Source organism: Lentzea albida (assembly GCF_900111005.1).
In the GTDB taxonomy this organism is placed as follows: Bacteria; Actinomycetota; Actinomycetes; order Mycobacteriales; family Pseudonocardiaceae; genus Lentzea; species Lentzea albida.
This window is the reverse complement of sequence record NZ_FOFV01000008.1, coordinates 33,411-51,458: the sequence shown is the minus strand read 5'-3', so window position 1 is coordinate 51,458 and position 18,048 is coordinate 33,411. Positions and strand designations below refer to the sequence as shown.

Annotated in this window: 21 protein-coding genes; 9 read left to right on the top strand and 12 right to left on the bottom strand. The window is 69.1% G+C overall.

Annotation, left to right across the window (positions count from 1 at the left end; all coding sequences use genetic code 11):
- The first annotated feature begins 25 nt into the window (after positions 1-25).
- Both BMY74_RS20740 and BMY74_RS20735 read left to right on the top strand, forming a co-directional pair.
- Positions 26-1,273 carry a pyroglutamyl-peptidase I gene (locus tag BMY74_RS20740; protein ID WP_245786263.1) on the top strand — a complete coding sequence of 416 codons (1,248 nt, stop codon included), beginning with the start codon at positions 26-28 and terminating at the stop codon, positions 1,271-1,273.
- The gene (locus BMY74_RS20735; RefSeq protein ID WP_143091647.1) at positions 1,270-2,112 is read left to right on the top strand and encodes a septum formation family protein; all 843 of its coding nucleotides are present in this window, start codon (positions 1,270-1,272) and stop codon (positions 2,110-2,112) included. Before BMY74_RS20740 ends, BMY74_RS20735 begins: the two co-directional genes overlap by 4 nt.
- 286 nt (positions 2,113-2,398) lie before the next feature.
- Here BMY74_RS20735 and BMY74_RS20730 read toward each other — a convergent pair whose 3' ends face one another.
- The 3 genes from BMY74_RS20730 to BMY74_RS20720 all read right to left on the bottom strand — a co-directional run bounded on the left by BMY74_RS20730 (position 2,399) and on the right by BMY74_RS20720 (position 5,495).
- Positions 2,399-2,611: a hypothetical protein gene (locus BMY74_RS20730; protein ID WP_089918428.1), complete on the bottom strand. Its 213-nt coding sequence runs from the start codon at positions 2,609-2,611 to the stop codon at positions 2,399-2,401.
- Positions 2,612-2,685: 74 nt separating this feature from the next.
- Positions 2,686-4,497, bottom strand: a complete 1,812-nt coding sequence (locus BMY74_RS20725) for a phosphoenolpyruvate carboxykinase (GTP) (RefSeq protein WP_089918426.1) — start codon at positions 4,495-4,497, stop codon at positions 2,686-2,688.
- A 311-nt stretch (positions 4,498-4,808) separates the two neighbouring features.
- Positions 4,809-5,495, bottom strand: a complete 687-nt coding sequence (locus tag BMY74_RS20720; protein WP_089918423.1) for a DUF6802 family protein — start codon at positions 5,493-5,495, stop codon at positions 4,809-4,811.
- An 88-nt stretch (positions 5,496-5,583) separates the two neighbouring features.
- Between BMY74_RS20720 and BMY74_RS20715 the strand changes: the two genes are divergently transcribed.
- Positions 5,584-5,859: a hypothetical protein gene (locus BMY74_RS20715; RefSeq protein ID WP_089918421.1), complete on the top strand. Its 276-nt coding sequence runs from the start codon at positions 5,584-5,586 to the stop codon at positions 5,857-5,859.
- On the opposite strand, the gene BMY74_RS20710 is transcribed toward BMY74_RS20715, so the two are convergent.
- Genes BMY74_RS20710 through BMY74_RS20700 form a run of 3 tightly spaced genes read right to left on the bottom strand, consistent with a single transcriptional unit; the run spans position 5,856 to position 9,555 of the window.
- Entirely contained in the window at positions 5,856-7,676 is a 1,821-nt protein-coding gene (locus BMY74_RS20710; protein ID WP_089918419.1) for a dynamin family protein, read from the bottom strand. The genes BMY74_RS20715 and BMY74_RS20710 overlap by 4 nt on opposite strands.
- Positions 7,673-8,038 (bottom strand): nucleotide exchange factor GrpE, encoded by a 366-nt coding sequence (gene grpE, locus BMY74_RS20705; RefSeq protein ID WP_089918417.1) that lies wholly within the window; start codon positions 8,036-8,038, stop codon positions 7,673-7,675. Before grpE ends, BMY74_RS20710 begins: the two co-directional genes overlap by 4 nt.
- On the bottom strand, positions 8,035-9,555 hold the full coding sequence (locus BMY74_RS20700) for a dynamin family protein (RefSeq protein ID WP_425434846.1): 1,521 nt from the start codon (positions 9,553-9,555) through the stop codon (positions 8,035-8,037). Before BMY74_RS20700 ends, grpE begins: the two co-directional genes overlap by 4 nt.
- 36 nt (positions 9,556-9,591) lie before the next feature.
- Between BMY74_RS20700 and BMY74_RS20695 the strand changes: the two genes are divergently transcribed.
- Positions 9,592-10,041 (top strand): hypothetical protein, encoded by a 450-nt coding sequence (locus BMY74_RS20695; RefSeq protein ID WP_089918415.1) that lies wholly within the window; start codon positions 9,592-9,594, stop codon positions 10,039-10,041.
- On the opposite strand, the gene BMY74_RS20690 is transcribed toward BMY74_RS20695, so the two are convergent.
- A complete protein-coding gene (locus BMY74_RS20690) occupies positions 10,026-10,394 on the bottom strand; it encodes a GntR family transcriptional regulator (protein ID WP_089918413.1) in 369 nt (122 codons plus the stop codon). The two genes, BMY74_RS20695 and BMY74_RS20690, sit on opposite strands and share 16 nt — an antisense overlap.
- Positions 10,391-11,059, bottom strand: coding sequence for a hypothetical protein (locus BMY74_RS20685; RefSeq protein ID WP_089918411.1), 669 nt, complete (start codon positions 11,057-11,059; stop codon positions 10,391-10,393). Before BMY74_RS20685 ends, BMY74_RS20690 begins: the two co-directional genes overlap by 4 nt.
- A 116-nt stretch (positions 11,060-11,175) precedes the next feature.
- Here BMY74_RS20685 and BMY74_RS20680 point away from each other — a divergent pair, with 116 nt between their 5' ends.
- Together BMY74_RS20680 and BMY74_RS20675 are read left to right on the top strand one after the other, a co-directional pair.
- Complete coding sequence (locus BMY74_RS20680; protein WP_342717486.1) at positions 11,176-12,354, top strand: sensor histidine kinase; 1,179 nt, start codon at positions 11,176-11,178, stop codon at positions 12,352-12,354.
- A gap of 9 nt (positions 12,355-12,363) precedes the next feature.
- On the top strand, positions 12,364-13,020 hold the full coding sequence (locus tag BMY74_RS20675) for a response regulator (RefSeq protein ID WP_089918409.1): 657 nt from the start codon (positions 12,364-12,366) through the stop codon (positions 13,018-13,020).
- Here BMY74_RS20675 and BMY74_RS20670 read toward each other — a convergent pair.
- From BMY74_RS20670 to BMY74_RS20660, 3 genes are read right to left on the bottom strand one after another with little or no spacing between them, the layout of a single operon-like run.
- On the bottom strand, positions 13,017-13,937 hold the full coding sequence (locus BMY74_RS20670; protein ID WP_089918407.1) for an SDR family oxidoreductase: 921 nt from the start codon (positions 13,935-13,937) through the stop codon (positions 13,017-13,019). The genes BMY74_RS20675 and BMY74_RS20670 overlap by 4 nt on opposite strands.
- On the bottom strand, positions 13,921-14,400 hold the full coding sequence (locus BMY74_RS20665; RefSeq protein ID WP_089918405.1) for a pyridoxamine 5'-phosphate oxidase family protein: 480 nt from the start codon (positions 14,398-14,400) through the stop codon (positions 13,921-13,923). The genes BMY74_RS20670 and BMY74_RS20665 overlap by 17 nt, the downstream gene beginning before the upstream one ends.
- On the bottom strand, positions 14,400-14,927 hold the full coding sequence (locus tag BMY74_RS20660; RefSeq protein WP_089918403.1) for a TetR/AcrR family transcriptional regulator: 528 nt from the start codon (positions 14,925-14,927) through the stop codon (positions 14,400-14,402). Before BMY74_RS20660 ends, BMY74_RS20665 begins: the two co-directional genes overlap by 1 nt.
- A gap of 48 nt (positions 14,928-14,975) precedes the next feature.
- On the opposite strand from BMY74_RS20660, the gene BMY74_RS20655 reads away from it, so the two are divergent.
- Complete coding sequence (locus tag BMY74_RS20655; RefSeq protein ID WP_089918401.1) at positions 14,976-15,761, top strand: HAD family hydrolase; 786 nt, start codon at positions 14,976-14,978, stop codon at positions 15,759-15,761.
- Here BMY74_RS20655 and BMY74_RS20650 read toward each other — a convergent pair.
- Complete coding sequence (locus tag BMY74_RS20650) at positions 15,758-16,192, bottom strand: PPOX class F420-dependent oxidoreductase (protein ID WP_089918399.1); 435 nt, start codon at positions 16,190-16,192, stop codon at positions 15,758-15,760. The genes BMY74_RS20655 and BMY74_RS20650 overlap by 4 nt on opposite strands.
- A gap of 130 nt (positions 16,193-16,322) precedes the next feature.
- Between BMY74_RS20650 and BMY74_RS20645 the strand changes: the two genes are divergently transcribed.
- Both BMY74_RS20645 and BMY74_RS20640 read left to right on the top strand, forming a co-directional pair.
- Positions 16,323-17,234 (top strand): ABC transporter ATP-binding protein, encoded by a 912-nt coding sequence (locus tag BMY74_RS20645; RefSeq protein WP_089918398.1) that lies wholly within the window; start codon positions 16,323-16,325, stop codon positions 17,232-17,234.
- Between the two features lie 5 nt (positions 17,235-17,239).
- A complete protein-coding gene (locus tag BMY74_RS20640) occupies positions 17,240-17,995 on the top strand; it encodes a hypothetical protein (RefSeq protein ID WP_089918396.1) in 756 nt (251 codons plus the stop codon).
- The last annotated feature ends 53 nt before the right edge of the window (positions 17,996-18,048 follow it).

Sequence of the window (18,048 nt, the reverse complement as noted above, 5' to 3'; positions counted from 1 at the left end):
GCCCTTTGCGTCGAGGATCGTCTACGTGAAAACCATCGCCGGACTGGTCGGACTGACCGCTCTCGCCGTCACCCTGAGCCCTGCCGTCGCGCACGCGCAGGACGCCGACTGCTACGACACCACCGCCGCACTGACCGTCGAGGAGCAGCGGCTCGACGACGTGCTCGTCGTCGGCGGTCCCGCCGTCGGCCCGTCGCTCGTGAAGCTGGCCGGGTTCGACGGCCGCGTCGCGGACTTCACCGCGAAACTCTGCCGCCAGGTCCTGCCGAGGCAGGCGCAGCAGTTCGTCGAACGAGAGGGCAACGCGCTGTGGAAGGCGGCCGTCGCCCGTGCGCAGAGCACAACACCTCAGGCGCACGACACCTATGACGACCGCCCGCTCTACTGGGCACGGCTGCAGCTCAGTTCCGCGCTGCGCCAGTGGAAGCCGCGCTTCACCCTGTCACCCCACGACCGCGCGACGCTCATCCAGAAGTTCGACTGGGCGTCCCGCGGTCTGAGCGACACCAAGTTCCCCGCGAAGCCCGGCGTGCGCAAGATCGCGGTCACCGGCTTCGACCCGTTCCAGCTGACCGGCGTGAACGTGCGGCGCGCGAACCCGGCCGGTGCGGCGGCGTTGCAGCTCGACGGTCGTGAGATCGACACGCCCACCGGCAAGGTCGTGCTGCAGGCCGCGGTGCTCCCGGTGCTGTGGGGCGCGTTCGACGAGGGTGTCGTCGAGCAGTTCTACGGAACGGCGCTGCAGCAGAAGCCCGACGCGTTCGTGACGATCAGCCAGGGCAGGCCCGGCCGCTTCGACGTCGAGCGGTGGGCGGCGCGCTGGCGCGGTGGCTTCGCGGACAACAACAACGTCGGCTCCTACGGTAGCGTCCCGAACGCTCCGGGCTGGCCGCAGCCGACGGACGAGTTCATCGAGACCTCGCTGCCGTTCCAGAAGATGATCGACGCCGGCACGGGCCCGTTCGCCGTGAACCACAACCTGGCCTTCTGCGAGTGGGTCGTCGTCGGCTCGCAGCAGTCGTGCCGCACGGACCAGCCGACTCCGGGCAGGGTCGCGGCGTCCGGCGGCGGCGGTGACTACCTCTCCAACGAGAGCATGTACCGGGCCAACAGGCTGCGGATCGGTTACGGCGCAACGAACGTCCTCGGCGGACACCTCCACACGCCGGTGCTCGGGCAGCCCGCCGACCCGGCCGCGCTGACCGACGCCGCGTTCGAAAAGCAGCGTCGGGACATCGCCGATCAAGTGAAGGCCCTAGTCTCTGTGGTGTGACTCGTGTGCGGCTGGCGGTGGCAATTGTCCTGAGCGCGGTGACGCTGTCCGCGTGCGCGATCCAGGTGGGAGGGCAGGCGGTCCCCGGACCGATGCCGTCCACGGCCTCCGCCTCCGCGCCCACGCTGCCGAAAGCGGGGCAGTGCATGAACGCCTACGAGCTGAAGGTGCTGCAGTGCACCGACTCGCACGAGGCCGAGGTCATGAGCGTCGGTGAGATGACCGGCCTGCCGTCGGCCTACCCGGACACGCAGGTGCTCCGCAAGGCCGCGCTGCCGCCGTGCCGCCAGACGCTCAGCGAGTACCTGGGCAGCGGCGACGCGGACTCGACGCGCCTGCGGGTCTGGGCGTTCTGGCCGAACGAGCAGGGCTGGAAGGACGGCCAGCGCTGGCGCCTGTGCACCGTCGTGGAGATCAGCCCGGACGAGAAGCCGCTGGCGCGCAAGGGTTCCGTCAAGGAGATCCTGAAGGGCAACGGCTTCAGCACGTTCCAGACCTGCACCCAGGGCTCGCCGTCGAAGGACCAGGAGGTCAAGGTCGTCGCGTGCAACACCGCGCACCTGGCCGAGGCCGTGCCCGCCGGTGTCGTGTCGCTCGGCAAGTCGTCCGACCCCGCTCCGTCCAAGGAGCAGATGAACTCCATCGCGAACGAGAAGTGCACCAAGGCCGTGCACGACTACCTGGGGTCGAGCAAGCGCACGGACGTGTTCCCCGCGTGGCGCAACCCCGGCTCGCAGGCCTGGTCAGAGGGTTGGACCAACGCCGTCTGCTACGCGGAGGCCACCAAGGCCTTCAACGGGACCCTCCTCGGCATCCGGGACAACCCGCTCCCGAACTGACCCGGCGATCACGACCATCAGCACGGCGGCCAGGGACAGCACCAACATCGCAATTCCCGCGACACCCACGGCACACCTCCCTTTCCGTCTCGGTTGACGATCTTTGTGACCGCCATCACATACCTAAGACGTTCCCGGAAGGGGCCAGGTTCATTCCTGGTGCAAGACCGTTTTCACGACCTATGGAGAAGTCCCCAGGCTTGTCCACAGCTATCCACAACATGTGCACAACCCCGTCCACAGGTGTGGACAACTTCGTCCCAAGTGGACGATGAGCTGCGCTGATTCAGAGAAAATTGCTGCACAGGACCACACCGGCCACCACGCCGATCGCCCAACCGACGACGAACACGAGCATGTAGCGCCACCACGGCGTGCGGGGCGGCTCGGCGGGTGGCGGCACCGGGTAGTAGCGCACGATGCCCGTCGTCGGGCCGACCTCCACATCGCGCGTCGAACCGTCGTAGTTCAGCCCGCCGAGAAAGTCGTCCTGCTTCACACGACTAGTAGTACCCCAAGAAGAAGCCCCACCGGTCGCCGTTGACCGATGGGGCTCCTGCGAACACCCGGGAACTAGCCCAGGCGCTGCTTCAGGGCGGCCAGCTCGTCGCGGAGCGTGGTGGGGACCTTCTCGCCGATCTTGGCGAACCACTCCTCGACCAGCGGGATCTCGGCACGCCACTCGTCGGCGTCGAACGCCAGCGATGCCTCGATGTCCTCACGCGACGCGTCCAGGCCCTCGAGGTCCAGGTCGTCGGCGGTCGGCACGTACCCGATCGGCGTCTCCTGCGCGGCGGCCTTGCCCTCGAGGCGCTCGATGGCCCACTTCAGCACGCGCGAGTTCTCGCCGAACCCGGGCCACAGGAAGCGCTTGTCCTCGCCGCGGCGGAACCAGTTGACGTAGAAGATCTTCGGCAGCTTGTCGGCGTCGGCGCGCTTGCCGAGGTCGACCCAGTGCTGGAAGTAGTCGCCGGCGTTGTAGCCGATGAACGGCAGCATCGCCATCGGGTCGCGGCGCACGACACCGGTCTTGCCGACCGCGGCGGCCGTGGTCTCCGACGACAGCGTGGCGCCCATGTAGGTGCCGTGCTGCCAGTCGCGCGACTCGGTGACCAGCGGGATCGTCGTGGCGCGGCGGCCACCGAAGAAGATCGCGCTGATCGGCACGCCCTTCGGGTCGTCCCACTCCGGCGCCTTGATGTCGCACTGCTCGATCGGCGTGCAGTAACGGGAGTTCGGGTGCGAGGAGAGCTCCTCGCTGTCCGGCGTCCAGTCCTGGTGCTTCCACGAGGTGAGGTGGGCCGGGGGCTCGCCCATGCCCTCCCACCAGATGTCGCCGTCGTCGGTCAGCGCGACGTTCGTGAACAGCGAGTTGCCCTTGGCGATGGTGCGCATCGCGTTCGGGTTGGTGTGGTAGTCGGTGCCGGGCGCGACGCCGAAGAAGCCGTTCTCCGGGTTCACCGCGTAGAGGCGGCCGTCCTCACCGAAGCGCATCCAGGCGATGTCGTCGCCGAGCGTCTCGACCTTCCAGCCGGGGATCGTCGGCTCCAGCATGGCCAGGTTGGTCTTGCCGCAGGCCGACGGGAACGCGGCGGCGATGTAGTACGCCTTGTTCTCCGGCGAGGTGAGCTTGAGGATCAGCATGTGCTCGGCGAGCCAGCCCTCGTCGCGCGCCATCACGGACGCGATGCGCAGCGAGTAGCACTTCTTGCCGAGCAGGGCGTTGCCGCCGTAGCCGGAGCCGAAGCTCCAGATCTCGCGGGTCTCCGGGAAGTGCGAGATGTACTTGGTCTCGTTGCACGGCCACTGCACGTCCTCCTGGCCGGGCTCGAGCGGGGCGCCGAGGGAGTGCAGGGCGGGCACGAAGTCCGCGTCGTCACCGAAGACCGCGAGGGCCTTGGTGCCCATGCGGGTCATGATGTGCATGGAGACGACGACGTACTCCGAGTCGGTGATCTCCACACCGAGCATGGGCTTCTCCGCGTCGAGCGGGCCCATGCAGAACGGGATGACGTACATCGTGCGGCCACGCATGCAGCCCCGGTAGAGCTCGGTCATGATGGCCTTCATCTCGGAAGGGTCCATCCAGTTGTTCGTCGCGCCCGAGTCCTCCTCGCGCACCGAACAGATGTACGTGCGCTCCTCGACCCTGGCCACGTCGCTGGGGTCCGAGGCGGCCCAGAACGAGTTCTGCTTCTTCTTGAGCGGCACGAACGTGCCGGCGTCCACGAGCTTCTTGGTGAGGCGGTCCCATTCGCCCTGGGACCCGTCGGCCCAAACAACCTCGTCGGGGCAGGTCAGCTCAGCGACTTCCTGAACCCATGCGAGCAAGCGCGCGTGGTTGGTAGGTGCCTGTTCGAGACCGGGAATGGTCACTGCCGTCATCTCGTCTCGTCTCCTGACTGAACGCCTCGGCAACCCGAGCACGTGGTGGTCCGGTGCAGGACTTCGTCGTCCTCGGGAATAGCTCCAGACGCCCGGTGGGGCCGGGCGTGCGTGGAAGGGGATGGACCGAGGTTAGCCCGGTGAATGGCAGGTAAAGCACCCCCAGCCTGTCGCTTCCCTCACAAAACCGATTCTGGAATCGATTCAGCACTCGGACGGCGTTAAGCCCCCGTGGCGGTGGGAAAAACACAAGAGGCCCCGGTGCGGTTCTCACCACACCGAGGCCTGTGACCTGCGCTTCAGTTAACGGTTCAGTTCGGGCTGATCCACTGCCCCGTTGTGGAATCGATTCGGACGACGCCGTCGAAGCGTTCTTCCTCGAGCCACTCGTCCGAGTCGTCCAGAATGCCGCTCTTCGAGTCGGTCACGTACCGGCCGTCGGACTCGATGTGGCCGTGCTCGACCTCCACCCAGTCGTCACCTCGGTGTTCCGACATCGTGACCTCGCCGGACCGCGTGATCTCGGTCGCCACGTCGGCCTTGCCGTCGCCGTTCTTGTCGGTGAACAACCACGTGTCGCCGTCGTCGTCGCGGACGACAACGGTGTCGGCCTTGCCGTCCCCGTCGGTGTCCTCGGTGGCCGGGCCGACGTTTCGCTCCCCGTCGTCGGTCTCCACGACAATCGCCTGTTTGGAAGTCGAATTCGTCTTTTCGTGCTGCGAGTCGTTCGGGTCGACGGCCACCCACTCACCGGAATTCTCCTCGAACCGCGCCTGGCTCAGGAGATTGCCGTCCTTGTCGAACGTGCTCATCAGATCGGCGTCGCCGTCGCCGTTCGTGTCGGTGAACGCGAGATGACCGCCGTCATCGGTCTCGACGACGGCGGAGTCGTTCACGCCGTCCTGGTCGAGGTCGAAGGTGACGTCGGCGGTGTACTCCTCGTCCTCGACGGTCACCTTCAGCTCGGCGTCGGCCGCACCGTTCTCGTCGATGTACACCGGGACACACCTCCATACCTGCTCATGTACCGGTATGACCCACGTTATGCCGGTTTGGTTCCGCCGCCAACCTCGCTACGGTCCCGGGGTGGACGAGGACCAGCAGAGGTGGGAGCGGTTCAGCGCGCATCTGGAGCTCGGGCAGCGGTTCACCGGCACCGTGGTGCTCGTGCCCCGGCCAGGTGCGATCGGTGTGTTCGTCGACCTCGGGCTCCCCTTCGGGGGTTTCGTCGACGTGCTCCGCCTCCCGCGCGAGGTGGAGCGGTGGCCGCAGGTCGGCACGGTCACCACGTTCGAGGTCGTCTGGTTCGACGACCGGCAGCAGATCAGACTGAAGCCGCTGGATCCCGCCTACTGCGCCTAAGCCCGGTCGCGCACGGACCTGATCCGGCCCAGCAGCTCCTCGGCCTTCGACAGCCCCGACTCCACCTCGGCCAGCTGACGGGTGGCGGCCTGCAGCTCGCGCCCCCGCTCCCCGGCCTCCATCCGCAACGCCCGGTCGACCTCCCGCAGCTCCGCCTCGATGGCCTCGATGCGCTTGGCCAGGGCCTCGTCCAACGCCAGCGACAGGGCCTGCTCCGCCTCGATCAGCTGCTCGGCGGCCAGTTGGTCCACAGTGGAGCGGGCGTCGGCGATGGCGTCGGAGAGCCACTGCTTGACGTGCTGCTTCTCCGCGGTGTGGGTGCGGGTGCGGGCCATCCACCAGCCGGCGCCCAGGCCCAGGGCGATCGTGACGGGCAGGACGATCGGGTTCAGGACCGCTATGCCGAGGCCGGCGAGTGGCATGACGGCGAGCTTGCCCGCGCCCAGGCCGCCCGAGACGCCCATGAACACCAGCAGCTTGTCCTCGGCCGTCGGCGGGCGCTTCTCCTTGGGGCGCAACACGACCGGCGGGTGCTTGCCTCGGGCGAACTGGCCGCGGATCAGGGTGAGTTCCTCGGGCGAGAACAACGTGGCCAGCACGGCGTCGGTCACCTGGGACAGGCGGACGGACAGGGCTGTGGAGATCCGGCTGGAGACGACCTGCAGGGCCGTGTCGACCTGGCCCGGTAGCGCCGCCAGGGCCGTGCGGTCGGCCGCGTCGATGGCCTGGCGGTACCAGGTCTGCAGGTCGCGCATCTGGCGGGAGATCTCGTGCGAGTTCTCGATGCGGGCGCGTTGGACCTCGCCGCGCAGGCGGACCTGCCAGCCCCGGGTCGAGGAACGGCGTTCGGTCTGGAGTTCTTCGCGGCGGGCGCGGAGCACTGCGGCTTCGTCTTCGCCCACGGAGAGAGCGCGCTTCTCGTGCTCCAGGCGTACTACGAGTTCTGCCAGGACTGTGGTGAGTGCGCGGAGGGCGTTGGCCTCGGCGAGCATGCCGGCCCGGCCGGTGACCAGTTCCTGCAACGAGGTCTGCAGCGCGGAGATGCCGGAGCGTTCGCGCAGCATCGAGGCGGCGTCCGGGTTCGGGGCCTGGGCGGCCATGCCGAACATGCGCGAGGAGACCGGGTACCAGGTGGCGTCGGCGAAGCGGGGGGCGTGCTCGGCGAGCAGGGCCCGGTTCGCGTCGAGGACCTGGCGCCAGCCGCGGTACTGGTCGGTCTTGGTGAGGGCGAAGGCGACGGTTTCGACGCGGTCGCCGACGCGCTTCAGGAAGTCCAGCTCGCCGCGGGTGAAGGGGGACGAGGCGTCGACCACGAAGACCAGGGCGGTCGCCGAGGTGACGGCCTCCAGGGCCAGTTCGCCGTGCACCGACTCCAGGCCGCCCACGCCGGGGGTGTCCACGACGGACATCCGTTCCAGCAACGGGATCGGGGCGTCGACCTCGACGTAGCGCGGGGGGAGTTCGCCCTCGGGCAGGTCGTGGGCGGCGGAGACCCAGTTGATCAACGCGGGCAGCGGGAACGAGACGGGTGCCAGGAGGCCGGGGTAGCAGGCGCGCGCCGCCCACGACGGGCCGTGCTGGAAGACGAGGTACGTCGAGGTGGCGACGTCCGCGTCCACCGGGGACAGGCCCGGGGTGGCCAGCAGGGCGTTGACCAGCGACGACTTGCCGCGGTTCGTCTCGCCGACGATCACGACCGACGACACCTCGGGCGTCGCGCTCCTCGTCACCCAGTCGGCCATCGACGGGTCCAGCTCGCGCACGAGAGAGGTGAGGCGCTCGCGCGTCTGCCGGACTGTCTGCGAGAGGTTGCTCATCGGGCCGTGTAGACCGTCACGATCGGAGCGCGCAGAACGCGGCCGCGGTCGCAGAAGCCTGGGACCTCGGTCTCGGCGACCAGGCCCTGCAACGACAGGTCGTCCGTCGGGACGGCGCCGCCGGCCTCGTGCCGCGACGGGTCGAAGCGCTCACCGTCGGCCCGCATCGCCACGACGCCTATGGACGACAGGCCTTCCTCGATGCGTTCGACCACGCCCGCACTGGCGCGGTCCAGCGCGTACAGGCACAGCTGGACCAGGGCGCGGCGTTCGGCCAGCGCCTGGTCCAGCAGCTCGTCGGCAATGGTCTCCACACCGTCGTCCGACGTCAGATCGGGGTGTTCGGTTCCGTTCACGCTCATCGGTGCCCCCCAGCACGTAGTTGCTGCCAGATGAGGAAATACGCCCGGTGGACGACGTGCGCCACCCGAGCCTGCGCCGGAGTCGCGCCGAAGGAGGCGAACGAACGCCACCACCCGGCTCTCTCCAGCGCGAACGCCGTCAGCTCCGCGACCGGTCTGCCGGCCAGGCCGAGCCGGGCGGCGACGTCGGGGGTGCTGCCGACGCGCAGCACCTCGTCGGTCAGGTCGGGCGCGAACGCGACGGCGCCGGACGAGACGAGCGTCAACGCCTCCAGCAGCCGCAGCTGGTGCGCCTCGGGACGGGCCAGCAGCACCTCGATCGCGTCGTGCACGCGCTGCCGTTCACCGGGGTCGCCCGCCGCCAGCGACGTGATCGAGGCCAGCGCGGCGGCCGCCTTGATGCCGTCGGCGCGGGCGCGGAAGACCGCGTCCAGACGACCTCGGACGGCGGCGAACCCGGACGCGTCGAACAGCACCCGCCGCAACGCCCCGGCGGGCAACGCGGGTTCGGCGTCCAGCGCGAGGAGCGCACGGCCGATGCCGTACAGGTCGAGCTTCTCCAGCAACCGGGACCGCACCCCTGCCGCGACGTCGCACTCCCACGACGTGAAGAGGTCACCGGACATCAGCATCATCGTGCGGGTGTCGGGGTCCAGGGCGGCCAGCGCCCGCAGCGCCTCCGCGTCGGCCGAGGTGAACTCGCCGGTCTCCGCGGACTCGGCGAGCAGGCTGATCACCGGCAGGACGTCCGCGACCCGCGGCTTGAGCAGGTCGGCCTGCTTCGCCGCGAGGATCTGCGCGGCCCTCCAGACGTCCCCGTCCGCGCCCTCGACGGTCTCCGGCGCCACGGCGTCGACCTTGTTCAACGCGGCGATGGCGTTGACCGGGCCCGCCTCGCGGGACGCGGTCGCGGCGGTGAAGGCGGCCAGCGTCGACTGGTCGTCCGCGCGCACGCCCTGCGTCACGACGTAGAGGACGGCCTCGGCGCCTGCGACGGCGTTGCTCGACACCGGGTCCAGCAGTTCCTCGGTGCGGGCGACCGACGTCGCGTCCAGCGAACCGAGCCCCGGCGTGTCGATGACGGTGAAGTCGCGCAGCACCGCGTTCGTCAGGTACGCCTCGATGTGCGAGACGCCGTCCAAGCCGAGAGAAGCGGGGATCATGCCGTTCGCGTCGAACGGCAGCACCTGGCGCCTGCCGTCCCGCAGCACGACTTCGATGCGATCGACCGTGCCGTACTGGTAGCGCGTGACGAGCCGTGTGCACTCACCGACGTCGGTCGGCGCGACCCGGCGGCCGATCAACGCGTTCACGAGAGTCGACTTGCCGGACTTGATCCGGCCGGCGACGGCGACCTGCAACGGCGCGTGCAGACGGCGCAGCACTTCCTGGAACCCGGCGGCCGTCCGGAGGGAGACCTGTGGTTGCAGGGCACCGCAGAGGTTGGCCACCGCCGCGCACAGCGGACCGGCCAGTTGTTGTCCCTGCAACGCCGTCACGAGCACTGATCGTGCCACGGTTTGTAGGCGTGCGTGCGCGGGTAGCCACAGCGCATGGGTGACAGCTACGTGACGTTCCTAGTGCTGGGGATCGTCCTGGTCGCGATCGACGGCCAGCTGATCTACCACAGCGGCAAGGGATATCTGAAGCGCGCTGCGTACGACGAAGAGCAGGTCGGCGGCATGATGAAGCTGACGGCCGTGCTGTTCCACCTCGTCGTGCTCGGCCTGTTGGCACTGGTGTCGATCGTGAACGTCGACACCGGTGACCCGGCGAAGAACGTGGTCGTGAAGCTGGGCATCGTGCTCTTGCTGCTGGCACTGGCTCACGGCGCAACCATGGCGATCCTGGCCAGGATCAGGGATCGCCAGATGCAGCAGCAGCTCGCGGACCAGATGGCCGAGGAGCACCGGATCTACGAGGAGCGCCAGGAAGAACGTCAGGCGCACATCGGCGAACCGCGACCCGCACCCAAGATCGAGTCGCCTTACTCACCCAAGTAACGGGCTCGCACGGCGTTCAGTGCCTCCCCCTCACTGGCGCCGAGTGACCGAGCGATGGCGACGAACTCCGCCGCGGCGGCGGAGAGCGGGTCCGGTGCATGTGAAGGCAGGGCGGCCACCACGGTGCCCTGCCTTCGCCCTGTCGTGATCACGCCCGCCACCTCCAGCTCCCGGTACGCCCGCGCGACCGTGCCGGCGGCGAGCCCGAGGTCGGCGGCGAGCTGCCGGATGGTCGGCAACCGCGACCCGACCGGCAGCACCCCCGCACTGATCAACCGGACGAGCTGGTCGCGGACCTGGCGCCAGGGCGCGACACCGTTCTCGACGTCGACGACGATGCGGGGAGCCGTCACCAGGCGATCTTCTTGGACACGACGTTCGTGTTGGCCATCATGACCCACGCGAAGACGCCCAGGAACAGGTAGCCACCGCCGATCAGCGCGCAGATCATGGCCGCGCCGATGCACGCGGACACGTGCACGCTGCGGGTGCGGAGCACCCGGTCCACCTCCTCGTCGCCGTCCACCGGACGGGCGACGGCCGCCCAGATGACCGTCGCGACGGCGGCCACGGACACCACGAAGACGGGCAGCTGGGTGATCTGCAGGTTCACGACGAACCACACCAGCCCGAACAGCACGACCACCGCGTAGGCGCCCAGCACGTACTGCGAGGCGATGTCGAACAGGCCGCGCGGGGCGAGCGAGGCCGACCGCTGACGGCCTTCGCGCGGCAACGCCAGCGCGATGAGCTCGGCGAGCAACGTGCCCCCGAGCACGATCGCCGCGAGCGACCCCAGACCGCGACCGCTGGCGAACGGCACGAACGACAGGCCCACGAACAGCAGCGGGTAGAGCAACCGCCGCCGCTTCAGGTACCGGATCGCGTCGTCGACCTGCGCGGGCGTCGGGTCGGACACCTTCCAGCTCTTGAGCAGGCGCCTGCCGGTGGACTGCGTCGGCCACAGGACGACCAGCAGGACCAGGCCGATGCCGGCCGACACCAGGACGTCGTACATGGCGAACCCCCGAACTTTGTATCAACCCCTCGACACAATAACTCACACTGAAGTCGTACGGAGCGTCAACCCGTGGCGCGACGCGCGGAAGTTCGATCCGAACCTAATCTTGTCCGGTGCGGCGGTTCAGCCTGTGGATGAAGTCTCATCCGGCGTTCGGGGACTCCCTGATCGCCGGATTTCTGCTGATCTTCGACCTGGGCTTCGCGGTCACCGGGATCGACAGGGGCGTGTCCTTCTCGGCCTTCCTCGCCGTGACGCTGCTGATGCTCGGCCCGCTGCCGTTCCGCCGCCACCACCCGCTGGGCGCGAGCTACCTGATCCTCGGGGGCGCGTTCCTCCAGCTGTTCACGCACGGCGGCACCGACGGCGGCATACCGGTGCGGATGTCCGACTTCGCGCTGGCCGTGGCGCTGTACACGCTCGTCGCCTACACGAACCGCAAGACGGCGTTGATCTACACGGGCTGGCTGCTCGCGGGCACGTTCCTGTGGGCGGTCTTCCAGGTCGGCGACGTCGAGGCAGTGTTCCTGGTGTTCCTGATCCTCGTGATCTTCGGCTTCAGCTGGGCCATGGGGGAGTTCGTCGGCGCCCGCCGCGCGTACCAGGGCGAGTTGGAACAACGCCTGCTGCTGCTGGAGACCGAGCGCGACCAGCAGGCGAGGATCGCGGTGGGCGAGGAGCGGTCGCGCATCGCCCGCGAACTGCACGACGTCGTCGCCCACGCGGTGAGCGTGATGATCGTCCACGCCGACGGTGCCGCGTACACGATTAGAACTCAGCCGGAGGTGGCCGAGAACGCGGTCCGCACGATCGCCGACACCGGCCGGCTGGCCCTGACCGAGATGCGCCGGTTGCTCGGCGTGCTGCGCAGCGAGGACGCCGAGACGCAGTGGGCTCCCCAGCCGGACGCACGGGGTGTGGTCGAGCTGGCCGAGAACGCCCGCACGGCCGGGGTGCCGGTGCGCCTCGAGATCACCGGTGACGTGGACGACCTGCCCGTGGGCGTCGGGTTGAGCGTCTACCGGATCGTGCAGGAAGCGCTCACCAACGTCATCAAGCACGCCGGCGCGGACACGACCGCCATGGTGCGGCTGGCCCGCACGCCGGAGGAACTGCGCCTGGAGGTGACCGACGACGGTTTCGGCACACCGCACGACGTCGTCAAGGTCTCCGGCGGCAACGGACTGATCGGCATGAGGGAAAGGGCTGCGGTGCTGGGCGGCGAGTTCGAGGCGGGTCCCAACCCCGGTGGGGGCTGGCGCGTCCGCGCGATCTTCCCGCTGGCCGCATAGGGTGATCGAGTGATTCGGGTGCTGCTGGTCGACGACCAGGAACTCATGCGCATGGGCTTCCGCATGGTGCTGGGTGCGCAGGAGGACATCGACGTGATCGGCGAGGCCGCCGACGGCCTCGACGCCGTGCAGATGGCCGACAAGCTGCGCCCTGACGTGGTGTTGATGGACGTCCGCATGCCCGTCATGGACGGCGTGGAGGCCACCAAGCGCATCGCCGAGGCCGACACCGCGAAGGTGCTGGTCATGACGACGTTCGACATGGACGAGTACGCGCTGTCGGCGTTGCGCAACGGTGCCAGCGGCTTCCTGCTGAAGGACACCCCGCCGTCCGACCTCGTGTCGGCCCTGCGCGCGGTGGCCTCGGGCGACGCCGTGGTCTCGCCGTCGGTGACGAAGCGGCTGCTCGGCCGGTTCCTCGGCGACGGCGGCGGTGAGCTGCGGGACGCCTCGATGCTCGACGTGCTGACCGAACGCGAGCGCGAGGTGCTCGTGCTGATCGCGAAGGGCCTGTCGAACACCGAGATCGCCCGCAAGCTCTTCCTGTCCGAGGCGACGGTGAAGACGCACGTCGGCAGGATCCTCGCGAAGCTGGAGCTGCGAGACCGGGTGCAGGCCGTGGTGCTGGCCTACGAGACCGGTCTCGTCCGCCCCGGCGACGCCTAGCGGTACTTCTCCGGGTCGGCGTCCACCGCCTGCCCGGCCATCCGCGGCTTCACCACGTCGTCCCACCAGTGGCCCCAGTCGGGCTGCGAGCCGTCGAGGTCGGTGAACCCGTACTCGCGCTTGAGCTTCCACGACGACAGGCACTGGCCGGAGAACCGTGCGCGGTTCTCGTCCGCCGCCAGGTGCGCGATGCCGCGGCCGAGGTAGTGCGGCGTCTCGGACAACGCGTAGTCCGGCACGTCCTTGATCGCGTCGCGCCAGTTCGCCTCGGTGACGCCGAAGCCCTCGAGCATCTGCTCGGAACGCAGGAACCCCGGCGTGACAGCGAGAGCCGTCACGTTCGGGTGGTCCTTCAGGTCCTTGGCCAGCACCTCACCGAAGCGGCGCACGGTGTTCTTCACGGCGTCGTACGGGAGGTTCACGAAGTACGCCTCGCCGTCCTCGCCGTCGGTCACCTCGACCACCAGCCCGGCGTCGGACTGCAGGACCAGCGGCACCAGCTTGTGGATGGCGACGAGGTGCGTCTCGACGCCGTTGCGCCACATGCGCAACTGCCGGTCGAGGTCGTGCTCCCAGAACTTGCCCCACTCGACGAGGTTCTCGCCACCCCAGGCGTTGTCGACGAAGATGTCGAGCTTGCCGATGCGCGCGGCGAGAGCGTCCACATCGGACGGATCGGTGAGGTCGCAGCGGACCGCGATCCCCTTGCCCCCGGCGGCGTCCACCAGGTCGGCGGTGTCCTCGATCGTCTCCGACCGCCCGATCTCGGACTGCTGCTCCCGCGTGGTCCGGCCGGCGACGAACACCGTCGCGCCCGCAGCCCCCAGCTCGATCGCGATCGCCCGCCCCGCACCGCGCGTGGCGCCGGTGACGACCGCGACCTTCCCCCTCAGATCGGGCTCACTTCTTGACGACACGGTGAGTTCCCCTTCCCTCGTGCCACGCCAGAATGATCATCCCGTCGCCTTCGACGGTCATCTGCACGACCTCGGTGACGTCGAACCGGAACAGGTCGATCTCCTCCGGCGCCGGCTGCCAGCCCGTGCGGTCGAACAGGTCCTTCAGGTAGATCTCCTTGTCGGCGTGGAGTTCCGCGGTGCCGCTGACCTTCGCGTCACCCGCCTCCGTCATCGACGCGGTCGTGGTCGTGCAGTGCAGCGCGAACCTCGGGTCGCGCTGCAGGTCCTTCGACTTCAGCGAGCCGGGCATCATGCCCGCCCACAGCTCGCCGTGCGCGAAGTCCGGTTCCACGCCGCTGATCCGCGGCGAGCCGTCCTTGCGCAGGGTCGCGACCAGCGCGTGCCGGTCCGCCGCGAACCTGCCCTCCACGAACGCGGCCATCTCCGGTTGTTCCGCCGTGAACTCCGCCCAGGTGGCCATCAGCGCATCCCCTCCAACACCAGATCGACGTCCTCGGCCGTGCGTTGCAGCAGGTCACCGCGCGGACGCACCGACCAGTCCATCGAGATCCCGTACACCAGCGCCGCGAGGACGCGGGCCGCGGTCGGTGGCAGCTCCTCGGCCGCGCACAGGACCTCGAGTTCCTCCTCCAGCACCGCGTAGTGCCGCGCCAGCAACGCGCGCAGCTCCGGGTCGATCAGGTCGACGCCGAGCTGCGCCAGGTTGTTCGTCGCGACCACCGGGTCGGCCAGCCGGTCGAACCACGTCAGCAGCGCCTCGCGGACGGTGCCCGCCTCGCGCATGCGACGCCTGACCTCCTCGGTGCCCGCCTTCGTGAGCGCCTGCAGCAGGCCGCTCTTCGACCCGAACCGCTTCGCCACCGCGCCGACCGACACCCCCGCCTCCGCCGCCACGTCCGCGACGGTGAACTCCGGTCCGCGCCGGTCGATGACGGCCGCCACGGCGTTCAGGATCCGTTCGTCGGTGATCGTGCGAGGTCGTGCCACGCAGTTAGTGAACCACAATTCACTAACCTTGGCATAGGGTCGTGACACGTGAGCTGGAGACCGCGCCTGGTAGCGCTGGACATCGACGGAACCCTGACCCCGGTCGGCTCGAACGACATCTCGCCCGCCGTGGAGGCGGCCATCACCCGCGCCACCGACCACGGCGCCCACGTCGTGCTCTGCACCGGTCGCAGCCTCATCGGCATCAGCGAGGTCGCCGCGAAGCTGCCCGTCTCGTACGCCGTGTGCTCGAACGGCGCGGTGTGGTGGGACCCCGCCCTGCGCGAGGTCACCAAGCGCGTCACGTTCGACCCCGGCCCGACCATCAAGACGTTGCAGGCGTTGCTGCCGAACGCGGTGTTCGCGGTGGAGCAGACCGGCGTCGGCAACCTGTCGCTGGGCGAGTTCCTGCCGGGTGACCTGTGGGGCACGACGACACAGGTGACGTTCGAGGAGATCGCCGTGCCAACCTCACGGCTGGTCATGCGCTGGCTCGACCACACGCCGGCCGAGCTGTCGTTCGCCCTGCGGGAGCTGGAACTCCCGGGAGTCGAGTGGTCCGTCGACCACACCGAAGCCTGGCTCACCGCCGTGCCGCTCGACGTCAGCAAGGGCTCGGCGCTGGACGAGCTCAGCACGCAGCTCGGGGTGACCCCGGCGGACGCGCTCGCGATCGGCGACGGGTCCAACGACGTCGAGATGCTGAGGTGGGCGGGGCTCGGCGTGGCCATGGGGCAGGCGCCGGCCCACGTCCAGGCGGTCGCGGACGAGGTGGCGCCGACCGTGCTGGAGGACGGCGCCGCCCTGGTGCTGAACCGGTACTTCCCGGGCTAGTCGGAGACGTTCTGCACGGCGACGACCTTGCCGACCTTGACCCGCACGACCATCTCGCCGGGCACGCCGTTGCGCTCGGCGTACTCGTCGGCGCGGTCGTCGCCCATGTAGCGCGCGGCCGTGCGGCCCGCCCAGTACTTGAGCTGCTCGGGGTCCTCGTCGACCACGGCCTGGCCGGTGATCGTCACGAAGTCGAACGGCGGCAGCTCGTTGTCGAAGCACAGGGCCACGCGGCCGTCGCGCAGGATCGACTTGCCCTTGACCGTGTCGCGCGCGGTCAGGAAGACCACGTCGGGGCCGTCGAGGTCCACCCAGACCGGTGCGACGTGCGGCGACCCGTCCTTGCGGGTGACCGCGAGCTTCGCCGTGCGCGCGGGCTTGGCCAGCACGAACTCACGCCACCAGCCTTCGGGAGCTTCCGTGTATCCCATGTGGCTCATTCAACTACGACCGAGGTAGCGCCACACGACGACGGAAGTTGACGCACGCGCAGACCGCAGGCCGATGTGGCGGCACCCCTCGGAGCGGGAAGGTGTTCCCATCACCGAGAGGGGAAAGCCAATGATCGAGGCAATCGGCCTCACCAAGAGATACGGCAGGACGGTCGCGGTCGACGACCTGTCGTTCACCGTCCAACCTGGACGGGTGACCGGATTCCTCGGTCCGAACGGCGCCGGCAAGTCCACCACGATGCGCATGATCCTGGGGCTCGACCGTCCGACGGCAGGCCGCGTGCTGATCGACGGCAAGCCCTACACCGAGCTCAACCGTCCACTTCAGACGGTCGGCGCGCTGCTCGACGCCAAGTGGGTGCACCCGAACCGCTCGGCCCGCGCCCACCTCAAGTGGCTCGCCGTGTCCAACGGCCTGCCGAAGAGCCGCGTCGACGCGGTGCTGGAGGCCGTCGGCCTCACGCAGGTCGCGAGCAAGAACGCCGGCGGGTTCTCGCTCGGCATGTCGCAGCGGCTGGGGATCGCCGCGGCACTGCTCGGCGACCCGAAGGTGCTGCTGTTCGACGAGCCGGTCAACGGTCTCGACCCGGAGGGCATCCTCTGGATCCGCACGTTCATGCAGAACCTCGCCGCCGAGGGCCGCACGGTCCTGGTGTCGAGCCACCTGCTGTCGGAGATGGCGCTCACGGCCAGCGAGCTCGTGGTGATCGGCAGGGGGAAGCTGATCACGCAGAGCAGCACGCAGGAGTTCATCGACCGCTCGACGGGTAACACCGTGCTCGTGCGCAGCCCTCAGCTCTTCAAGCTCGGCCCGCTGCTCGTCGACAAGGGCTTCACGGTTCGTGACGGCGCGGACGGCGCGTTGTCCGTATCGGGTGCCACCAGTGACCAGATCGGGGACATCGCCGCTGCGAACGGTGTCGTCCTGCACGAGCTGAGCCCCCAGCGCGGTTCGCTCGAAGAGGCGTTCATGCAGCTGACCGGCGATGCTGTCGAGTACCACGCAGAGATCGGGAAGTGAGTCTGATGACCCTGTTGGCAGTTGAGAGAATCAAGCTCTTCTCGACCCGCTCGCCGTACTGGTGCAGCGCGCTCGCCCTGGTCCTCGGCGTCGGGCTCACCGCGATCATCGCGGCCTCGACCGACAACGGCCAGCTGTCCCTCGGTGCCACGCAGTTCGGCAGCAGCCAGCTCGCGCTGTCCGTCGTGCTGGTGATGGCGGCCCTCGCGGTCACGACCGAGTACCGCTTCAGCACGATCCGCGCCACGTTCCTCGCGGTGCCGAACCGCACGTCCGCGCTGGTCGCCAAGACCGTCGTGGTGGCGTTCATCGCCGCGGTCCTCGGCGAGATCATCGCATTCGGCTCGGTGGGCATCGCCAAGGTGCTCTCGCCCGCCTCCGACCTCGCGATCACCACGGGCGACGAGTGGCGGCACGTGGCGGGCGTCGGCCTGCTCTACGGCATCGGCGCGGTCATCGCGATCGCGGTCGGCATCCTGGTCCGCCAGACCGCCGGCGCCGTCGCCATCCTGCTCGTCTGGAACATGCTGCTCGAAGGCCTGATCGGGATCATCCCGAAGGTCGGCGTGAAGATCCAGGCGTGGCTGCCCTTCATGAACGCCAACCACTTCCTGCAGCTCGGCGGGGACAACCCGGCCGAACAGGCGGGGGCGGGCGTCGACTTCAAGCTGAGCCAGTGGGGCTCGCTCGGCTACTTCGCCGCCATCGCGGTGGCGCTGCTGGTGGTCGCACTGATCGTCGCGAAGCGGCGGGACGCGTGACCTGTTCCAGGTAAGGGGGAGAGGGACCTGGGTCATCCGTCGGGGGGTGACCC

Coding starts and splice junctions, on each gene's coding strand:
- BMY74_RS20665 (WP_089918405.1), bottom strand. CDS start 14,400: ATGGCCACCTGGGCGGAGTTCACGGCGGAACAACCGGAGATGGCCGCG.
- BMY74_RS20645 (WP_089918398.1), top strand. CDS start 16,323: ATGATCGAGGCAATCGGCCTCACCAAGAGATACGGCAGGACGGTCGCG.
- BMY74_RS20710 (WP_089918419.1), bottom strand. CDS start 7,676: ATGAGCAACCTCTCGCAGACAGTCCGGCAGACGCGCGAGCGCCTCACC.
- BMY74_RS20695 (WP_089918415.1), top strand. CDS start 9,592: ATGGGTGACAGCTACGTGACGTTCCTAGTGCTGGGGATCGTCCTGGTC.
- BMY74_RS20650 (WP_089918399.1), bottom strand. CDS start 16,192: ATGGGATACACGGAAGCTCCCGAAGGCTGGTGGCGTGAGTTCGTGCTG.
- BMY74_RS20640 (WP_089918396.1), top strand. CDS start 17,240: ATGACCCTGTTGGCAGTTGAGAGAATCAAGCTCTTCTCGACCCGCTCG.
- grpE (WP_089918417.1), bottom strand. CDS start 8,038: ATGAGCGTGAACGGAACCGAACACCCCGATCTGACGTCGGACGACGGT.
- BMY74_RS20725 (WP_089918426.1), bottom strand. CDS start 4,497: ATGACGGCAGTGACCATTCCCGGTCTCGAACAGGCACCTACCAACCAC.
- BMY74_RS20685 (WP_089918411.1), bottom strand. CDS start 11,059: ATGTACGACGTCCTGGTGTCGGCCGGCATCGGCCTGGTCCTGCTGGTC.